At 51.9% G+C, this 21,102-nt stretch carries 13 protein-coding genes; 7 read left to right on the top strand and 6 right to left on the bottom strand.

Going from position 1 to position 21,102, the window contains the following annotated elements:
• Nucleotides 1-73: 73 nt before the first annotated feature.
• The 3 genes from CA13_RS23880 to CA13_RS23870 all read right to left on the bottom strand — a co-directional run bounded on the left by CA13_RS23880 (nt 74) and on the right by CA13_RS23870 (nt 5,959).
• Complete coding sequence (locus tag CA13_RS23880) at nt 74-1,246, bottom strand: hypothetical protein (RefSeq protein ID WP_146400959.1); 1,173 nt, start codon at nt 1,244-1,246, stop codon at nt 74-76.
• Nucleotides 1,246-3,171: an FAD-dependent oxidoreductase gene (locus tag CA13_RS23875; RefSeq protein WP_146400958.1), complete on the bottom strand. Its 1,926-nt coding sequence runs from the start codon at nt 3,169-3,171 to the stop codon at nt 1,246-1,248. Before CA13_RS23875 ends, CA13_RS23880 begins: the two co-directional genes overlap by 1 nt.
• 517 nt (nt 3,172-3,688) lie before the next feature.
• The gene (locus CA13_RS23870; RefSeq protein ID WP_419194746.1) at nt 3,689-5,959 is read right to left on the bottom strand and encodes a hypothetical protein; all 2,271 of its coding nucleotides are present in this window, start codon (nt 5,957-5,959) and stop codon (nt 3,689-3,691) included.
• Between the two features lie 562 nt (nt 5,960-6,521).
• Between CA13_RS23870 and CA13_RS23865 the strand changes: the two genes are divergently transcribed.
• Nucleotides 6,522-8,009: a glycoside hydrolase family 125 protein gene (locus CA13_RS23865; protein ID WP_146400957.1), complete on the top strand. Its 1,488-nt coding sequence runs from the start codon at nt 6,522-6,524 to the stop codon at nt 8,007-8,009.
• A gap of 137 nt (nt 8,010-8,146) precedes the next feature.
• A complete protein-coding gene (locus CA13_RS23860) occupies nt 8,147-8,491 on the top strand; it encodes an alpha-L-rhamnosidase C-terminal domain-containing protein (protein ID WP_419194745.1) in 345 nt (114 codons plus the stop codon).
• Nucleotides 8,492-8,617: 126 nt separating this feature from the next.
• On the opposite strand, the gene CA13_RS23855 is transcribed toward CA13_RS23860, so the two are convergent.
• From CA13_RS23855 to CA13_RS35555, 3 genes are all read right to left on the bottom strand, one after another.
• The gene (locus CA13_RS23855; RefSeq protein ID WP_146400955.1) at nt 8,618-9,721 is read right to left on the bottom strand and encodes an ROK family protein; all 1,104 of its coding nucleotides are present in this window, start codon (nt 9,719-9,721) and stop codon (nt 8,618-8,620) included.
• Between the two features lie 177 nt (nt 9,722-9,898).
• Nucleotides 9,899-11,059: an MFS transporter gene (locus CA13_RS23850; RefSeq protein ID WP_146400954.1), complete on the bottom strand. Its 1,161-nt coding sequence runs from the start codon at nt 11,057-11,059 to the stop codon at nt 9,899-9,901.
• Nucleotides 11,060-11,263: 204 nt separating this feature from the next.
• Nucleotides 11,264-11,395 (bottom strand): hypothetical protein, encoded by a 132-nt coding sequence (locus CA13_RS35555; protein ID WP_419194744.1) that lies wholly within the window; start codon nt 11,393-11,395, stop codon nt 11,264-11,266.
• Between the two features lie 682 nt (nt 11,396-12,077).
• Between CA13_RS35555 and CA13_RS23845 the strand changes: the two genes are divergently transcribed.
• The 5 genes from CA13_RS23845 (at nt 12,078) to CA13_RS23825 (ending at nt 21,051) form a co-directional block, all read left to right on the top strand.
• A complete protein-coding gene (locus CA13_RS23845; RefSeq protein WP_419194743.1) occupies nt 12,078-13,436 on the top strand; it encodes a glycoside hydrolase family 99 protein in 1,359 nt (452 codons plus the stop codon).
• Between the two features lie 18 nt (nt 13,437-13,454).
• Entirely contained in the window at nt 13,455-15,629 is a 2,175-nt protein-coding gene (locus CA13_RS23840) for a GH92 family glycosyl hydrolase (protein WP_146400953.1), read from the top strand.
• Nucleotides 15,630-15,721: 92 nt separating this feature from the next.
• The gene (locus CA13_RS23835; protein ID WP_146400951.1) at nt 15,722-17,203 is read left to right on the top strand and encodes a sulfatase; all 1,482 of its coding nucleotides are present in this window, start codon (nt 15,722-15,724) and stop codon (nt 17,201-17,203) included.
• Nucleotides 17,204-17,242: 39 nt separating this feature from the next.
• Nucleotides 17,243-19,480: a carbohydrate-binding protein gene (locus tag CA13_RS23830; RefSeq protein ID WP_146400949.1), complete on the top strand. Its 2,238-nt coding sequence runs from the start codon at nt 17,243-17,245 to the stop codon at nt 19,478-19,480.
• Nucleotides 19,481-19,488: 8 nt separating this feature from the next.
• The gene (locus tag CA13_RS23825) at nt 19,489-21,051 is read left to right on the top strand and encodes a sulfatase family protein (protein WP_419194742.1); all 1,563 of its coding nucleotides are present in this window, start codon (nt 19,489-19,491) and stop codon (nt 21,049-21,051) included.
• Nucleotides 21,052-21,102 lie beyond the last annotated feature (51 nt).

Here is a 21,102-nt window from a genome sequence, read left to right as displayed (position 1 = left end):
GGACACACGACATGCGACTGTAAAGCCTTCGCTCGATCCGCTCGAAAATGCGGGTCGTTGAAGCCGATCATTGCTAAAGGATATCCGAGTGTCGTTTCCGAAACGCCTCTAGCTTTGCGTTCTCTGTACCAGAAAGAGCACATTCACAAAGAGCCCAATAAACTCTTCGAGCGATAAGCAAATTTTCGCTTTCTAATAGCTTGACCAATTCAGAGATGACTGGCGAAGACATTTTCTCTCGACTACTTGCGAGATCCACAAAGAGAGCAACTTCTTGATAGGACACCGAACGGGAAATTTGCTTCGCCAAATTTGCATAGACATTTGCCGAGGGCGAGTGTTCTGAGTCCAACAAGGAACGAAGACTCCTCAGACGCATTTTTTGATTCTCGGACGAGAAAAACAGTTCAATCATCGAAAAGTAACGATCGGCTGTCGCATGCTCCGCGTACTTGATTAGCAACTTTTGCAATGTTAAATCATCAACGGAAATCAATTGGTTGATTGCGTCAAGCGATTCGGCATCGTACGCGTCACGCTCGATTAGTTGTTCAAGAGCAAACTGTTTGTGAGCTTCACTTCCGTCCCGCAAATATGCCCTGAGCTCTCGTCGGTTGCTGGCCTCGGCGGTCTTGCCTCGAATGACCGGTCCAATTCCCCCATTGACCCAGTGCCACAGGGTGTAACAAGTCCATGCAGCGCCAACTACATACTTGGACTCATCGAGTAACTTGGTGGCACCGGACATGCCGTCCAAGTCCGTATCGGGCTGGGCGACGACATCCTGATACCCGGCAATTTCTTCATACTTGAGATCCCACATCGTGGTGTTTCGGTCGCCGAGAACGCAATGCAATTGGTCATAGTCCGTAGCCGAAAACGGTTTCCCTTCTGCCTTTTCGAGCTCCGTGCCAGGTTCCAAATTGAACCGAGTGTAACGTCCCAGTTCATCCAAAAATATCCGCACTTTTACTATTTTACATAAATGGTCCGCACAAAAAACAGATTCAACGATTAGAGAATACTCTTGGGACAGATCGGTTTGATCGCGTGTTTCCAAGAGCAGGCAATCCACTCCTTCGGTGGTCTTCAATCCCGGGTGTTTCAGTCGCACGTGGTGCTGCTTGTGAATCTTCGTCACATCAGCGGCATACGCATGCCGACCCAAAACGGGATAGTGGCCCATAACGAGCATTCCGGCAACCGCGGTCAACATCACCGCAGAGATTTCCATAAGACGACGCATCAGGCGTAGCACCGCACTTCAAAGAGTTTTGCATTCTCGCAACCGTAGGTTTCTTTTGCGCGAATTCGAATAGCCGTTACCTCAACAGGCTTAAACTGAAATCCGATCAAACGCGTTCGGTTTTTTTCTTCTGCACCAACACTAACCCATTTGCCACGGACGCGAGCCTCCACTTCAAGCGCCTTGAGCAATTCCTCTGGAACGGTATTGGTAAATGTCTCGCTCACTCTTGAATCCTTACGCATCAAAATATTGCGTTTCACGTTAGTGTCACACTTTATTTCCACTTTCGAAAGAGATACCGGATGTTCCCATTCGAGTTGCACTTCCGCCGGAAGTCCATCAGATTGCCAATGATGAACCTGGTCATCGACATCGCGAGAGACACCATCGTTAAGTAGAGCCGCGTCTCCGGTTATCGTCGACGATGCAAAAATCAGACTCGCTGTTTTGGCTAAATCCGCGTCGTCATTCGCGGGTCGATTGGGGATAAACGCGTCGTCTCGCAGCAATCGTTCCTGCAGTTCGTTGATGTGCTGCTGTGCAAGTTCGCGGGGCGGGATAGTTTTTGTCACGCACAACGCGGCCGCCGTGCCGGCCGCCTGCCCCATCAGAGAACAAGTTCCCATCACACGCGATGAAGAAAGGGCAATGTGCGTTTGGCTGATGTTTCTTCCAGCGAATAGAAGATTCGAGATATTCTTGGAATACAGACTTCGAAATGGGATCTCATAAACCTTCGAAAAGTGGTCGTGAAAATAGCTCGGAGGGTCCTCAAGGTTTTCAATTCCACCGGGGCAATGCTCATCAAGCGACCACCCACCATACGCGACGGCGTCTTCAAAATGCCGGTGCTCGGTAAGATCTTTTTCGGACAGAACGAAATCTCCGATGAAACGACGTGACTCACGTCGTCCAGGAAGCGTGCCGACCCAATCGAGGACATGATTCGCCGATTCAGGATACTCTCCGGAATTTTTGATATAGTCCCAAACACCGTGCAAATAGCCCATCAACTTGTGCCGATTCTTTTCCTGGTCCGCGATGATGTCGAATTCGCTACCCAGTTCGATCCACCAAATTCCACCTTCGTAAGGGCTAATCTTTCGTTTTGGGTGCGACTTTTCCGCTTCGTATTTAATCACGTAGGACGGTGGCTCATAGGGCATTGGCTTGCCCATGTCTTTTGTGGACAACAACAGCGATGCTCCCATTTGCCATCCGTCCGCGACTTTGGGTGCAAACCGTTCATCAAACTCCGACGACGCCTCTCGTCCGGTTCGGTAAAGCGCACCGGCGGTCGCTGCCAGCAATCCATCGCCCGAACAATCGATAAACTGTTTTGCTCTGATCGTAATTTTCGTTTCCGTCGTCATTTGCCAACAACGTGCCGCTACGATCGTTGAACCAGCCATTTCTGCTTCGATCGCCTGCGTATTGAGCATCAAATCAAGATTAGGCTCGCGGGTCACGAAATCGTAAAGCACATGATCCCAAACCGGATACGACTCCTGCGCGTTATGGAAACGGTTGTGCAGAAGGATCTCTTCAATTATCCCTGTCTCACGTTCGGGAATCCCCTTTGGCCTTAGATGAGTAACGCCATTGACGTGAACCCGAATCTCACTTGATGCGTTTCCACCAAGAACGGATCGGTCTTGAACCAAAATTGTTTTCGCACCATTTCGTGCAGCGGCCACCGCAGCACACATGCCTGCCAGCCCGCCTCCCAAAACAGCCACATCCGCGTCCACCGTCTTCTTCCGATCGGGCAGCCCCATTTGCCCTGTGCCGAGCTGGAGCCATTGATCAGACGTTCGCTCGCCGGATGAACTCGACGGCTCGGCCGCTTGAGAGGACACAGGGATCAAGCCAGCCGCAATCGCTCCGGTGGCGCTCTTGTTGAAAAAATCTCGTCGTTTCATGGAAGCCAACTTTTGATCGGAATGCCTGACACTACTTACCTGACACTATGTAACAGAGAATCAGTTCACAAGAAGCTCCCTTGCCTTGATCATTGCGTTAATTGCGCGGGAACCAGTCCTCGAACTTGTGCAACTAGTTTACACGACGGCGCCGCTGCAATCGATGAGTTAAGTGAATGCATTATCGGGGAGCAATTGATTTTTACCGGGCCCCATTTACCGGGCCCCATTTACCGGGCCCCATTTACCGGGCCCCATTTAATGCGTGCCTACAAATTCCCTGCGAAATTGCGTCAAAACGGGACTCGTTCCGCCGCAGCGTGTGAACGGATGCCCCTGATTGTTTGCTTTCAGAAACCTTGCAGAGGAAGATTAAGACCGCGGTTCTCCAAAAATCCACCGTGTCCAAAACGGCGAGCAGATCTCGAAGCCAAGGCTTCGAGAAATCGCTGGCCCCCATTAGGTACCAGCGATTTCCGATAACGGAAAGCGGCAAAGACACCGATAGATTCGACGGTCAATTTGCCGAGTAAATGATGGTAACCGAGACGGGTTCCGGCCCTGCAGAATGCTGAACAAGCAGCGTCCGCGAATCGCTGTCCCAGTGAAAGTCTTCGCAGGGCACATCGTCAACCAAAACGTCACTCGGCAATTTGCTGATGCGCAGCCGAGTCGTTGCCACGGTGCCCGCCGGTGCGGTGATTTCGTATTGCACCTGTGTCTCGTCGACCATCCAATTTTCGATGCGCCCCGCGGCGGCTAACACCATGACGTCGGGACCACTGACGCGATCCAAATCCAACAACCACGTCTGTTGACCTGGCTCGACGACAACTTCATTCAACACCGGCAAGTCGGCATCGAGAAGGTCGACGTAGTTACCTTCGATCCGCAACGGTTGTTCGCTGATTGATTCATCGTAAGTTGCCGCAATTAGATACGGACCACGCTGCAGTCGGATGTAATTCTTGGGCTCGTAAACACCACCACTGGCCAGGACCGCTGCCTTTACGACTGCTCGATACTGGTCGGCATTCTCTTTTGAACGCGAATAGAATGCCGGGTGCGTTCGCTCGATTGTGACGTTTCCTTGTTGGACTTGATGGACACCGACCTCAGGATTACGGCCCATCCCAAGAGTCTCGAAGAGATGCTCAGCGGGACTTTCATAGTGAGCCGGACCGCTGTTCCACCAATCATTGGCTTGGTTAAATGGATCCGTGTCTGCGCCTACATAAACTAAGCTGCCACCTGCCCACACCCATTGTGCGAGAGCTTGGTGCAGCGCCGGTGTCATTGGCTTCATGAATTCGTAACTGAGCACCAACGTCTTCATATTGCTCAGATACCCAGGACTGCGAATCAAATTATCAAGTTGCACGGGACGAACGGGAATACCATGCTTGGTCAAAGGTAGTGTCAGCCCGTAGAAGCCGGTTAAATCTTCAAGTTCCAACGTTGACGCGCGCGTCGAATCGCTGGGATCTTTCGTCACATTGGTCGTGAACGCAGGCTTGGCTCGTTGGAACATTGCTGAATCGGACAAGAAGACTCCCACCTCGGTCGACTTTGTGTCATAGGCGACTTCCGTTTGCTCCATATCACGGAGTTGATTAAAAACAACCGAAAGCGTGGTGGCGTATTCAGCGGGGATTTTGGTCGCATCTGGACTGCGACTCGGATAACGCCCGTTAAAGACACGGCTGGGCCACGGGCAAACTTCGTAATGCCAAACGCCCGCATGCAGCAGCGATGCGACGAGCGTGCGGGTGTAGTTGGTTCGGTAGTCGTTCCAATCGTGACGCGGGTTGTCTTCGATTGGGTCGTGCAAGAACCACATTCGACGATCCGTTCCACGAACCAGTTCTTGCATCACGCCATATTCGAGGTAGGCCGTTTCGAAAGTTCGCTCCTTTCGGATGCCTTCGTAGGTGTTTTCGGTTCTCGAAGTGCCAGTCCATATCTGAGCAATGTATCCGTCGATGGCAGGCAGGTCCAAAAGCGCCGATTCGGGACTGACAATCTCCCACTGAGCATAGTTCAGCAAGCTATGGGTTGGCACATAGAACCGAACCTCGCGATCATACTTTGTTAATGCGTATTCTTTCAGCGACGAACAAATTCGATCGAGAGTACGAGCATACAAGTAGTATTTCAGCTTGCTGGCACGGTACTGAGCATCGATGCTGCTATCGGGACGCTGGAACGGTTCTTTGTAATAAATTCGCCATTCACGTTTGAACGCTTCGGAGAATCCGGTGCCGGCCCAAAACTCAGGCTCCTCAAGGTGAACAGCGACCGCACCTGCGTCAATCGCCCGTTTAACACCTTCGCTGAGGTAATTGCTAAACGCGACCGATGGAACCATATAGGGAACACGCTCACCATGCGAGACTTTATTCCCGTTGGCTCCTACCTGACCTTCGTCCCAGTGCTTTCGTCCGTCATATTCGCCGTCAAGATAATCTTGGTAATTGCCCCACGAAACGCCCGTCATCACTTGAGGAACGTAACCCGCTTGCTGCCAACGGGCCAAACGCTCTCCAAGCGAGCGATCAATCCCGTAGGCCATGACAAAGTCAGTACGCAGATCCGAACGAACGTCGTAGGCTCGTGACTCCTGGAAACCAGTACGTTCGATATCGCGAGGCGTCGTCAAGTCGGGGGATTGGCGAACTTGCTGGGCACCCAAGAAAGAGGGTGACGCTACGGAAGCGACAAACGCAAAGACCGCTATCGCCGATCGGCAAAACGATGCCAACGAGTGTTGGGAGAATGCAAGTATCAACAAACTAACCTTTTCAAGGGTGTTGGATGGGTAAACAACATTAGGTGGAAACAGAATCGCAGCGGCCACGAGCTGCGTCAATCACCAATCACAAAATCGCGTTAGCCCGTCAGGTCACATTCTAATCGCCACTGGCATCACAACTTCGCTTCAGCAAGCGAACGTAGTGTTCTTTAGGATTTTTATTCCCAGTCAAAAGATCCCTTGATTAAAGTCACCGTGATGGCATTTGCGTCTTCGAAAATCGATCAACAAGCATACAGATCGACAATCCTCCTGAGCCGATGCCTTCCCTTCGCTGCGACGGAACACCGCTGTAACGAAAAGTCACAGCGATGAGGAGGGACGAAGACTCGTATCAATGTATCGAATCGGACGGTTGAATCCGATCAAAAAATCGATCCTACATACCTTCAACTGTGTTCGAAAAACGTTTGTGTTCACGTCATTCTTCCACTTCCGCGCATCGTAAATTTGATGTAGTTTCCATCGCTGCCGTGCGGAACTACAGTCATCCCACCTCTCCCATGCCCTCTCGCCCAAACCAGGAAAGCTAACCCTCATGACATCTAAACTCAATTTTCGTGACACCACTAACAATCCAAAGTTGGTTTCCAGACGCGAAGCGTTGACAACTGCCGCCGGCGTGACTTTAGCGTTTGCCAGTGGAAGTGTGGCCAAGGCAGCTGGTACCGAAGCGGGCGTCACCAAGTTCATCAGCAAGCGTCCTGCCCCAGATCAACGGCATTTCACGAGTCCGTCGGTTGAAGAAACGATTAAAAAGGTACGAGCCAAGATCGCGGACCCCGAATTGGGTTGGCTGTTTGAAAATTGCTATCCCAATACGCTCGATACAACCGTGGACTACGAAGAGATCGATGGCAAGCCAGATGCATTTATCATTACCGGTGATATTGATGCGATGTGGCTACGTGATTCAACGGCGCAAGTTTGGCCTTACTTGACTTATCTAAAAGCCGACCAAAAACTCAGCCGCCTTGTGAAGGGACTCGTCCATCGCCAAAACATGTGCATCCTGCTCGATCCATATGCCAACGCATTCTACAAGGACATGACGAGGCCGTCGCACTGGGCCAGCGACCGCCCGGCTCCGATCCCCGGCGTTCACGAACGCAAATGGGAAATCGATTCACTGTGTTACCCGATTCGATTAGCAAACGCTTACTACGAAGAAACGGGGGATGCCTCTATTTTCGACGACGAGTGGCAACAGGCAATGCGATTGGTGGTCAGCACCCTGCGTGTGGAGCAACGAAAAGATGACACAACGCCGTACCGCTTTACCCGGGAAACGTCTCGCATGTTGGACGCGCCACCGTTCGACGGAACAAGCCGCCCGATAAACCCAGTGGGTCTCATTGTTTCGGCGTTTCGCCCCAGTGACGACAGCAGTTTGTATCCATTCTTGATCCCATCGAACTTGTTTGCGGTCCAATCGCTACGACAATTGGCGACCATCTTCAGCAAGCATGTAAAAGACAACGCATTCGCGGCCGAGTGCACTGCTTTCGCGGATGAAGTCCAAGCCGCGATTGATAAGTATGCGGTTGTCTCGCATCTCGATTTCGGCAAGATCTATGCCTACGAGGTCGACGGCTTTGGCAACGCGGCGTTCTGGGATGACGCAAACGTCCCAAGCTTGATGTCGTTGGCCTATTTGGGAGTCCACAAGCCAAGCGATCCTTTGTACGTTCGCACCCGAAAGTTCTTGCTGAGCGAAAACAACCCATACTTCCTACGCGGAACCGCCGCTTCGGGACAAGCTAGCCCGCACACCGGCAAGGTTCGTATTTGGCCAATGGGAATTATTTTACGGGCACTATCGAGTACGTCCGAAGAAGAGATTTTCGAGTGCCTTACCATGCTACGAAATACTCATGGAGGAACCGGATTCATGCACGAAGCTTTCAACAAGGACGATCCGGCAGACTACACTCGCGACTGGTTTGCCTGGGCAAACACCTTGTTTGGCGAACTAATTGTGAAGGTGCATGACGAGTATCCAGAACTGCTTTCCCGATCCTTCTAAGGCGATCGGTTGGATGCCACCTGCCCCATTCCAAGCGGCACATTCATTCCTTCGCCCAAGAAGGGGCGAAGCAGAACAGGAAGCTTGCGATTGAGTCGCCAAAGTTTCGACATCGTGCTTGCCGCGAGGTGCAGGCTGTGTTCGCCGGGATTGATACGATTAGTCCTGGATTCAAGACGATTCGCATTCACCCCACAATTGCACGCATTGGCCAAGGACTTGATTCAGCCCACGGCTCTTACGATTCCATCCGAGGCATGATTGAAAGCCAATGGAAACGATCGGCCGATGGGATTGAACTCAACGTCACGATACCTGCCAACACAACGGCGACCGTTCATGTTCCGACAACGGATGCGAGAATCGTTCGCGAAGGCGACTCGGTTGCCGCCCAAGCCGCCGGTGTCAAGTATCTTCGCAGCGAAGACGGCTATGCGGTCTACGCGGTCGGTTCAGGCGAGTACTCATTCACGGCTGAATGATTCACCTTTGCTTGGGTTTGTCACTTGCCACCCTCCTCTTGGCCAAATCGATGCCAAGCGGGGGAGGGCAGTGGCGGGGGGAAGGCGTGAGCGACACTCCTTTCAGCTAAAGTGTCGCCGACAAAACTACTCCGTCATTTGTTGCAACGCGAATGCATAGGCACCGATAGCAGTCGCTAGGTTGGCGCCTAACGTCGATGTTCCCACGCCAATTCGCTTGAGAGGATCAACCTTCATTTTGCGGTCCGAGCGAGGAATCGTGATCTCTTTTGATTCCCCCTTTAGGAACTCAGGCCACTGTGCGTCGTCGGTCAGATCGTAGACTTTCTGACTCAATCGATTTACCTCGCCACCGCTGTACGATTTCATCGTGCTGTTCATTTCCTGCATCAGTCGTGGCATGAACAACGGTGCGGCTCCTGCTAATCCGCCACCAATCACGGCCAAACCGTCCAGCAGCATCATTGCACTTGCCAAGGCGTCGCCGACCACTTCGCCCAAGGTTTCGAATGATTTTTTCGCGGCCGCTTGATTGCCAGCTGCTTGCCCCATGCCGATTTCAAAAATCTCCGCTGGCGTCGGTGCGGTTGCCGGATCAATTCCGGCTTCGTTAGCGTAGACTCCTTGAACGGCACGAGCGCTGGCGCCTTCCTCTGCGAAAGCTTCAGGGTGGACTTTATTGCGAGCAGTCCAAATCTCGCCGCCCGCTGAGTTGTCGCCAGTCAACAATTGACCGTTGAAAACAATTCCCCCACCGAAACCAGTCCCCAGCGTGACGGCGAATAGATTCTGATAACGCTTCGGACTGCCGGCTTCTTCTAACCGACGGTTCACATCCGGCAGCAATCCGGCAATTGCTTCGCCATAGGCAAACAGATCACCATCGTTGTTCAGATACACGGGCATTTTGAAGTGTTCGGACAACATCGGCCCGATCGCGACACCGCCTTTATAGGCTGGCAAATTACCGACATTGTAGATGACGCCACGGGGATAATCCGCAGGCCCGGGGAACGCAAAGCTAATCGCAACGGGTCGCTGGGGAAGCTGATCAATCAACTTTTGGAAACCGGAAATCAGATTATTGAGGCTGGCATCTAGATCGTTCGCTTCCGCTGGCAGGATCACGGACTCGCCCAATTTTTTTCCGCGTTGGATCGCTGAAAACGCGAAATTGGTTCCGCCTGCATCGAGGGTCAATACAATTCGTTCGTCAGTATCGTAATTCATTTGAAAGGGACCATTTTTAAGGTGAGGGAAGGTTTATGGGGCGGATGCCGGTGTTCTTTCAAGTATGAACCAAAAAACAAGGCTCGATCTTGGTTCATACTCAAACGACATCGCGTAGGCCCACTGTTTCGGACAACCAAAACGTGGGCCGAATAGTCACAGCGAACGGCGACACCACTAGCTTTGTGCTGTATCCGCTTTATGAGCTGGTCGCAGCGAAATCATGAACAGGTAGGCGAAACAGATGACGGGGACGATAAAAGCAGTTGCTCCCCATTCCAAATCGCCAAGCCATCCCATCACCAGTGGTACAAACGCCCCACCTGAAATTGCCATGCACATCAATCCACTCAGTTCGTTCGCACGGTCTGGCTGATCTTCCACCGTGATCGAGAACAGCAAAGGCCAAATGTTTGCGAACCCAAAGCCCGCCAAAACAACGCCGGGGATGGCCAAAGGTGACGATCCGGTCATCAACAACACCCCACCAATAACGCCCAATAAAGCCGAACCACGCAGGCAAACTTGGGGACTAAGGAAGGATAGAATCACACCACCGAGCAATCGGCCGACGGTCAGAATCAAAAAGAAGCTCGTCGGCCCCATGAAAGCAGCACGCTCATCGGAAAAACCAAGCTGAGTCAGCGCTGGCTTCAGAAATCGCCCCATGCAGACCTCGGCTCCCACGTAGAGGAAAATACCGAGCACTGCCATTAGAAATACGGGCTGTTTCAATAGGCTCAGACTGCTGCCAATACTGGGCGGAACATCCGGTTTGGCTTCGTCAACCTTCATCATCGCGACTAGCACAAATGCCACCACCATCAAGACAAAGAAGATAGGAAACGAACCTCGCCACCCCATCGATTGGAACAGCGTCAACGAAGTAACCGCAATCACCAAATAAGCGGACGACGCGCTTCCCAATCCCTTGATACCCTGTGCAAGACTAAGGTTGCGACTGTACGTGCCCTCTGGGCTAACATCTCGCATGATCGGATTCCCCGCGACTTGCAGGAATGTCGTACCGATGCCGAGGACAAAGATACATCCCAATAACAATGCAAATCCGGGCGAAACAACGCTAGGAATCAACATGGCCACCGCGTTAAGGCCAAGCCCCAATAACAGCAGGTTTTTCTTACCGATCCGACCTGCCAATAACCCCCCGGGAACACTGAACACAGCGAAGGCAAGAAACACAAAAAATGGCAACAGCGTGGCAACCAGCTTGCTGACATTGAACTGTTCTTCAATGGCGTCGGACATCGGCCCCATGGCGTCAGCCACGCCCATAACCAAGAAGGCGAGGAAAATGGGAAAGGTCTTGTTCTTCATGATTCAAATTACTTTCGGGGCAAGGTGCGGGCAGCGACGCCTTCCCACCACGAATCGAACGCAAGTTCGAAGGAAGTCCACGTCATTGATAACGAAAATTTAACAGATGTCGGATTAAACGTCTTGCCCCCCGTTCGCACTTACGCCGGCCGTTGTTGCGAGTCGTATCCGATGGCCGATTTCGTTGGGCCTTCAAGACGCATTTCAGACACAAACACCCGACACAAAGTACTCAGCAAGCTTCAAAGGAAACCGGACAACCAAATAGTACTCGATGCTAAGCTCTCTCAATTTTTGAACTTGCCAAACTCGTGGAAGAACCGATGAAACTCGCATCGTGTTTCCTTGACATTGCTCAGCCGGCTAATTATTTCGGCATATCTTGGGGTTTTCGGCATCGTCTCGAATCCACGGCACCAAGATCTCGCATCAGTAGGCACAGAGCTCTTTCCGAAATTATTTGAAATCTTCATCTAGATTGACCGTACTCAAATCGCGTTGACGGCTATTTAACCATATCAACCGTCCACATTGATCCCAGATCTTCGCGTATTGGCTACACGCCAAACACGGCAACCTCGCCAAACAGTGAGCTGACCGGCGGGCGCCCGTCGCGGAATGGCAATGTCCTAAAGCAAAAAACCAGCCGTTAAAACACAAACCTTCGCATTCGCTTTTTCAAAACTCATGATGGAGAAAATGAACCAACGCGACATCCCAAAACCCCAGACCCCTGTTCGACGCTTGGAAACGCAAGCCTACCACTCAAAGGTCACATTGAAGGACTTCACGCGGCACGAGACGTTCCACCCAGGTGCCACAAATCAGGTTTCTGTTCTCTGCACCGCCCATCGACTACAATGAAAATCCTCGCCAAAGCAGATGTGGAGATGTTACCGGCATGCTACCACTGCGACGCAAAAAAACGGTCGCTGTCAGAGTCAAAGCTTTCCCTCGCCAAATCCGTGGGGCCAAGCAAACGCCCTGCATTCCCACCACCCACCTAAAATCCCTCCCCATGACCAAAATCTTCCTGCATCACTGCACGCTGCAAGTCCTATTCGGATTAGTGCTTGCCACCGCCATTTCGTGCACAGCCATTTCCAGCGAAGCATGTGCGCAGCCAAGCGTTGGAGCCAGTCCGAACAAACACAGTCCCACATCGCAATTCACGTCTTACCAGGGTCGTATCATGTGTGGCTATCAAGGCTGGTTTCGCGCCGAAGGTGACGGTTCAGGCCAGGGATGGGGGCACTACGGCGCGGCCAGAAAATTCGATCCAGCGCACTGCACGATCGACATTTGGCCCGATGTTTCGGAGTACGAAAAGACTTATCCAACCGCGTTCAAACTTGACGATGGAACGCCGGCACGAGTATTTAGTTCCTGGGATGCCAGCACCGTCGACGTCCACTTCCGGTGGATGAAAGAATATGGCATCGATGGCGTATTCATGCAGCGTTTCTTTGATGTCACTCGTAACGAGCGGAGTCGGCGTCGGGGGCGAATCATCCTTGGCAATGCTTTGAAATCGTCGCAAAAACACGGACGTGCGATTGCCACAATGTATGACTTGTCGGGCTTGAGGCCTGGACAAGACTGCTCGTCGATTATCGAAGATTGGAAGGAACTGGTCGACCAATTGAAATTGACCAATCAGGGTGCCGACCAAACCTACTTGTACCACCATGGCAAACCACTCGTTGCGATTTGGGGTATTGGCTTTCCTGATCGTCCCTACGACATCCGAAAAATCGGAGTCGAGAACCTACTGGACTTCTTGAAGAACGATCCCGAATATGGTGGTTGCAGCATCATGCTCGGTGTACCGACCTATTTTCGCGAACTCAAATCAGACTGCACCAGCGATCCCTATCTTCATGAATTAATCGAACAAGCAGACATCGTTATGCCGTGGATGGTGCAACGGTTCACCTCACTATTGCACAACGAGATGCAGCGATATGACACCCAAATCCGCGCGGACATCGCTTGGTGCAATGCAAAAGGTGTGGACTATGCACCTTGCGTCTATCCCGGCTTCAGTTGGTTCAACCTCAGTCGGCATGAATTCGACGGGCGTCATCCGTTGGGACAAAACCCACGTCAAAAAGGTGCCTTTTACTGGAACCTGTTGACGACGGCCATCGAAGCGGAGTCCAAAATGATCTACGTGGCAATGTTCGATGAAGTGGATGAGGCAACGGCGATCTTTAAGTGCACCGACCATCCGCCTCCGAACCAACCACCTTCGAAGTTTCTAACGAACGAAGGTTTGCCCTCCGATCATTTCTTGTGGCTAACCGGCAAAGCAGCCGAAACGCTTCGTGGCGAACGCGTCGTCGACAAAAACCTCTATCAACAAACCGACCACTAATTCAACAACAAAACACACATGAACATCAAATCGGTATCGCTTGTCGCCGTTCTCCTCTGGGGAACTTTTTCCCTTCCCTGTTACGCTCAGGTGGAGTGGGTGGACCCTACGATCGGAGGTGTTGGCACGCTCCTGCAACCGACCCGTCCAACCGTCCATCTTCCCAATAGCATGGTCCGGATGTATCCGCTGCGAAAAGACCAGTTGGACGACCAGATCCGAGCATTCCCCTTGACCATTATCTCTCACCGTAATGGTGAACTCTTCTCAGTGATGCCTGGCGAGGATGCAAAACCCGCGGCATGGGACCAAGAGGAGACAACGCCTTATTACTACTCAACTCGATTCGATGAGTCGCTAATCCGGACGGAGTTTACCCCCACCGAACGGTGTGGCTTCTTTCGGTTCACCTTTCCCAAAAATGAAGCCCCAAAAGGTGAAGCGTCCCGGGGTGAAGCCGTTGTACGAATCGCAAATCTCTATCCGGGCAATCTCAAACCGCTCAGCGAAACAACCTTTGGCGGCGAGGAACAATTCGTCGACATGAAAGCCTATGTCTATGGACAATGGAGCCAAGCGGCCGAAATGGAAGTCAGCGGACAAGACAAGAAACGACTTAAGATTCACACCGACGCTTCGTCACTAGAACTTCGCTATGGGATCTCGTTCATCAGCGTCGATCAGGCGAAACGAAACCTCGAGAAAGAAATCGCAGCATCGGATTTTGAGACGATCAAGCAACAGGCAAAGTCGCGTTGGAATACGGTGCTAGGCCAGATCCAAGCCGAAGGAGGAACGGATGCTCAGCGGCGAGTCTTTTACACATCGCTTTATCGTACTTATGAACGGATGATCTGCGTCACAGAAGACGGACGCTATTACAGTGCGTCCGACCATCAAGTCCATCAAGACGATCGCCCGTTCTACGTCGACAATTGGATTTGGGACAGTTTCCGCGCCCATCAGCCACTTCACACACTGCTGAATCCCGAAATGCAAGCGGATCAAATCCAATCCTATGTTCGGATGTACGAACAGTCGGGTTGGATGCCTTCGTTCGCGATTCTGTGGGGTGACAACCCTTGCATGAACGGAAACCATGCGGCGGGATGGATAGCGGACTGTCTGTTCAAAGGAGTCAAGGACTTCGATCTAGAAAAAGCTTACGACGGCCTGCGCAAGAACTCCCTTGAAGCCACGTTGTTGCCATGGCGCAATGGACCGAAGTGTTCGCTCGATGACTTCTATCACGAACACGGCTATTTTCCTTCGCTGCCCCCTGAAGCAAAAGAAACCGAACCGTTGGTTCACCATTTCGAGAACCGTCAATCGGTCGCAGTCACCCTGGGTACGGCCTATGACGATTGGTGTATCGCCCAATTGGCTAAAACGTTGGACAAAAAAGACGACTACGATCGATTCATGAAGCGAGCCGATTTCTACAAGAACGTGTGGAATTCGGGGAAGGGGTTCATGTGGCCCAAGGATGCCGAAGGCAACTGGGTTGAGCCGTTTGACCCCAAATTTGGCGGTGGACAAGGCGGACGTGCGTACTTCGATGAGAATAACGCTTTCACTTACAACTGGGATGTCCTTCATGACTTTGACGGACTGTTCGAATTGATGGGTGGTCGCGAAGCGGCCGAAGCAAAACTTGATCAGTTGTTCCGTGAAGGATTGGATCGAAGCAAGTACGAATTTTGGTTCAAGTATCCGGACTCGACTGGACTTGTTGGTCAATTCGTCATGGGCAACGAACCAAGTTTTAGCACGCCCTACCTCTATAACCGCATGGGGTCGCCCTGGAAGACACAAAAGCGAATTCGATCGCTGCTCAACGCATGGTTCAATGACACCATCCACGGAATCCCCGGCGACGAAGATGGCGGCGGGATGACGGCTTGGGTCGTCTTCTCGATGATGGGATTCTATCCGGTTACCCCCGGTATACCAACCTATGATCTTGGAAGTCCAATCTTCGATCGCGTGCAAATCCAGATGCCTGGCGGCAAGACGTTTAAGATCATCGCAAAAGACAACTCGGTGAACAACAAGTACATCCAAAGCGTCAAGCTCAACGGTAAAGCGATCGACCAAGTCTGGTTCCATCATGCCGACATCGCAAACGGTGGCACTCTGGAATTGCAGATGGGCAATACACCAGGGACCTTTCCCAAAGACGACAACCATTGAAACACTCCGCCCGAATTTGGGGATATCTTGGAAGTTGCCATGACTTGTCGTGCCGACGTTCTATTAGGCAATTCAACGATACAGGAAATACCATGAAATATTGCACGCCGTTAGTTGCGGTCATTTTCTGCGTGACGCTTTCCGCGTCCGCTGCCGAACAACCAAATATCATCTTCTTTGCGACCGATGACTTATGCGATTGGGTTGGGCCGCTTGGTTACGATCAAGCGATCACGCCCAATATGGATCAGTTGGCTAAACAAGGCGTTGTGTTCACGAATGCTCATACTGCGGGCACGTTCTGTGCTCCTTCACGCAGTTCGATCTTCACCGGACGGTATGCGACCACGACCGGCTGCTACACGAACGAGGTCTATTTCCACGATCACCCGGAACTTCGGCCTCTGCAAGCGAGTTTCCAAGCAGGCGGCTACGCGACGTTTGGCGCTGGCAAATTGTTTCATCATCCGGCCGGCTATGTCGATCTGCGAGGATGGGATGAGTTCTTTGTGCGAACCGACGAACAGAAGCAACGGGGTTGGGATCTGGATTCCTGGGGCGACGGCACGCCGATTCCGCAACCCTACCCAAATAGCATCTACAATTTGGGACGCGTTCCCGCGAACCGGTTCTTTTTGGAATGGGGAGCAGTACCGAATGATCGAGAAGAAGAGATGGCCGATACGATTCGGACTCAGTGGGCATGCGATGTGTTGCGTCGAGAACACGACAAGCCGTTTTTCCTTGCCGTTGGACTCTACACGCCTCATTTCCCCAACTATGCGCCCAAAAAATACTTCGACCTTTATGACGCCGATCAAGTCAAGGCACCCGAATATAAGGCCGACGATCTGGATGACTTGCCACCCAAAATTCGCCGAGCAAAAATTAACCGACGAAGGGCGCATCACGCACGACTTGAGGAATTGGGGGCCATTGAGGACGCCGTTCACGGATACTTGGCTGCCGTGTCCTATGCCGATGCGATGCTCGGCCGCGTGATGAAGACGCTTCAAAAGAGCCCTCATCGCAACAACACTGTGATTGTTTTGTGGAGCGACCATGGCTATCACCACGGCGAGAAAGGCGATTGGGGAAAACACACTCTCTGGGAACGAACGACCAACGTGCCGTTTATCTGGTCAGGCCCTGCTATCAAACCAGCTGCGAAGGTGGATACAACGGTCAGCTTGATCGACATGTACCCAACGTTTGTGGAGATGTGCGACCTACCAGACGACGAAGGCCTCGAGGGAGAGTCTCTTGCCCAAGTGCTTCGTGATCCGTCCACTGCAACCGATCGGAACGTGCTTGTTCCCTATTTGGATCCTGGGGGTTTTGCCATCGTCAATCAGCAGTGGCGATACATCCATTACAGCGACGACACCGAGGAACTCTACGATGTTCGAAAGGATCCCAATGAATGGGATAACCTCGCATCGGTTGCTGGTCACGAAACCGTGAAACAGGAACTACGAGCCGCCGCTCCGAAGACGTTTGCTCCGACGGGCACCCCCAACTCACGTCGAAAACTTGCCGTTGAAGGCGATTCGTTTCAATGGCAAACTAAATAGCATCTGATTAATCACACCCCTTTCATGAAGACAAACAAGATGACACGTGACCTTCTGGATACAGCCATTGCGATCATTTTCACTGCCAGCGTGACTCTGGTTGCACAACCATTGTGCGCCAAAACCATACATGTTTCCGTTGACGGCGACGATGCTCATGCCGGTTCTTTCCAGAGTCCACTGCGCACCATTCAACACGCGGCGGATCAGGCGAAGCCGGGCGATGTGATCACGGTTCACCAAGGCGTCTACCGAGAACGCATTGACCCACCGCGCGGTGGAACATCGGATGACACGCGAATCGTCTTTCAGGCTGCGGAAGGCGAGCACGTTGAAATCAAGGGATCCGAGGTCATCAAGGGTTGGAAGAAAGTCAGAAACGACACCTGGGAGGCCACCATCCCGAACGAATTCTTCGGAACGTTCAATCCCTATAGCGACGTGATTCATGGCGACTGGTTCCGACCGATGAAACAGACGCACCACACCGGCGCGGTCTATCAAAACAGTCATTGGCTCGTTGAAGCGGCAAGCATCGAGGACGTATTAAAGCCGTTCGGTGAAAACAACCAAAAGGCCGAGCAATACCTTCTAAATTTAGCTTGGTTACGTCCCAAAAACGGCCAAAAGACAAGCGTGGATAAAGCTTCGGCTCGTCATGGCGTTGAGACGGCGGAATGTTCCGAGGGAGGATCATGCGTTGGCTGGATTGATCACGGAGATTGGATTCAATTCAACGAATTCCACTTTGGAAATAGCACAAAGCAAGTTGAACTGCGTGTTTCAGCGATCGTTGCTGGGAGCATTGTCGAGCTGCGTCAGGATTCACCGGAGGGAGAACTGCTGGGTTCGTGCGTGGTTCCAAGAACCGGTGGATGGCAAGAATGGACCTCTGTCGTCGCCCAGATCAAGCCGGCCAGTGGAAACCGTACGCTCTGTGTCGTTTTTAAACAACCACAAACAGACGGTTTGTGGTTTGCAGAAGTTGACGCCACCAACACCCGCATCTTGGCACAATTCAAGGAAATCAATCCCAACGAAAGCGAAGTTGAAATCAACGTTCGGCAAGCAGTTTTTTATCCTAGCAAACCAGGAATTGACTACCTGTCGCTAAGTGGCTTTTCCATGATGCATGCCGCCACGCCGTGGGCACCGCCAACCGCAGAGCAAATTGGTCTGGTTGGAACTCATTGGAGCAAAGGGTGGATCATCGAAGACAACGAAATACGTCATTCGACTTGCACAGGTATTACGCTTGGGAAGTATGGCGACGAGTTTGACAACACATCGGAGAACACAGCGGAAGGCTATGTCGAGACGATCAATCGTGCTTTGGAAAACGGTTGGGCGAAGGACAATGTGGGTCACCACATCGTTCGCAACAATCACATTTCACACTGTGAACAATCAGGAATTGTCGGCAGCATGGGAGCCATTTTCAGTGCCGTTACCGACAACACCATCCACGACATCCATGTACGCCGACTCTTTGGTGGGGCCGAAATGGCGGGCATCAAATTCCACGCTCCTATCGATTGCCTTATTAGCAATAATCATATTTACAATACCTGTTTGGGAATCTGGCTCGACTGGATGACACAAGGGACACGTGTCACCCGAAACTTCCTGCATGACAACAGCCGGGACCTTTACGTCGAAGTCAATCACGGCCCTTTCCTCGTCGATAACAACCTTCTCCTTTCGCCAGTATCTGTGAATGTTAATTCGTGCGGCGGTGCCTTCGTTCACAATCTGTTTGCCGGTGAAATCACCGTTAAGCACAATGAACGACGAGAGACGCCCTACCACAAAGCTCACTCCACAGAGGTCGTGGATCTTCACGGCAACCCGAGCGGTGATGACCGCTACTTCAATAATATTTTTGTTGGTCATGGTCTGCAGGCCTATGACGAGGCAACGCTTCCTGTCTTCATGACCGACAATATTTTCGTCCATGGCGCAAAAGCATCCAAGCATGAAACGGATGCAATGATTTTATCGAATGGGGACCCCGAGCTAGAGTTGGTGCATCGAACGGATGGCATTCACCTCCGTCTCAAGCTCGATGAGACATGGGCTTCAAAAACATGCGACATCGTGACGACGGAAACCCTAGGTGTGGCCAAAGCCCCCAATCTACCGTTTGTGATGCCCGACGGAGCTTCCTATCAAATCGATACCGATTTCTATGGCAACAAACGAAAACCAAATGCGACGACCGCCGGTCCCTTCGCGAACCGGATGTCCGACCTTCTGATCACCAAAGCAATTCAATAAAACCACCTATGAAAACGAGCATTGCATTGGCCTTGTGGCTTTCTATCACAGGAAGTTGCTGGGCGATTGACAAACCGAATGTCGTTTTGATCATCACGGATGATCAAAGCTGGGACTCGATTGGTTTCCTAGGTGGGAAGGTCCATACGCCTCGAATTGACCAAATGGCGAGAGACGGGATGTACTTAAGCGACTTCAATGTCACCTCAACCGTTTGTTCACCGTCACGCTACAGTTTCCTGACAGGCCGCTATGCCGGACGGTGTGAAGGTGAACGTTTTCTTCTGGAACACCCGCCGGGGGACCAAACACAAGTCGAGAACATCGGCGAGTTGGAACGAGAACGCTGGAACGTTGCGAAAGTACTTCAACAGAATGGATACAAAACCGGATTCGTCGGTAAGAGCCATTTAGTCAACCATGATTGGATCAACGGCAATTGGTCCAAGGCGGGACTTGAAACATACCCCGCGCAAGCGGATCCGCGTGATCCGAAGGTTAATGCCAAGATGCATCGCAATCACCAGAAATGGTGCGACGCGATTCGCCGCTTTGGCTTTGACTTCGTCGATGGTGTATACGCAGCCAATTTGAAGGAACTGCGATGTGATGCGTTGAATGTGCACAACTTGGACTGGACAGTGGACAAGGCGTTGACGTTTTTGGACCAGCACCAAGACGATCCATTCTTTCTCTATTTCTCTACCACGCTGCACCATGGGCCCGCGCCATGGTCGAACAAGTTCTCGCTCGGCGCTGACCCTCGCATGACCGGGGAAGGCTTTGTAGAGGAGGGTTTCGATGTATTGCCCTCTCGTGCAGACGTTTTGAAACGAAATCGAGAAGCTGGTTTCAAGGACAACCAAGCGTATGCACTATGGCTTGACGATGGTGTGGGTGCCATTATCGACAAGGTGCAACAACTTGGTCTGGCGAAGGATACTTTGATCATCTTCGTTCCCGACCATGGTTCCTATCGTCATGGCAAGGCAACCCTTCACGACTTCGGCATGCGAGTGCCGATGTTGATACAGTGGGCAGGTCAAATCAAACCGGGGACAACGTACGACGGTCTAACGGCGAACATTGACATCCCCCCGACGATTTTCGATCTGTGTGGTATCGCTCCGCCCACCGAGTACTCGGTGGATGGAGTAAGCTTCAAGTCGGCGATATTTGGCGACCAACAACCAATACGCAAAACGCTATTTGGCGAAATGGGGCATTCGCGGTGCGTCAAGACGAAACAATGGAAGTACATCGCGGTGCGATATCCTGAGGAGTTGCAGCGTCGCATTGATGCAGGAAAGAAGTTCCCGGCGTTCAATAACCAGGATGCACCGCTGGATCGTCCCTACCTGACTCGCAACGGCCACTTGGGCCACCACGCATCACAGAAAAACCCACACTATTTTGAACCCGACCAGCTCTACAATTTGCAGACAGACCCTGAAGAAAACGAAAATGTTTTCCAACACAACCCTGAGGTTTCGCAACGGATGCAAAAAGGGCTCAGTAAGGCTTTGAAACAATTTAAGAACCGACCGTTCGGTGATTTCACGGCACCCTAAAGAAAACGGTGCAAGACGCGTCAAGCAAAATGGCTCGAGGAACTCAAACCA

This window comes from Novipirellula herctigrandis (genome assembly GCA_007859835.1).
In the GTDB taxonomy this organism is placed as follows: Bacteria; Planctomycetota; Planctomycetia; order Pirellulales; family Pirellulaceae; genus Novipirellula_A; species Novipirellula_A herctigrandis.
This window is presented reverse-complemented; position numbering and strand designations above follow the sequence as displayed.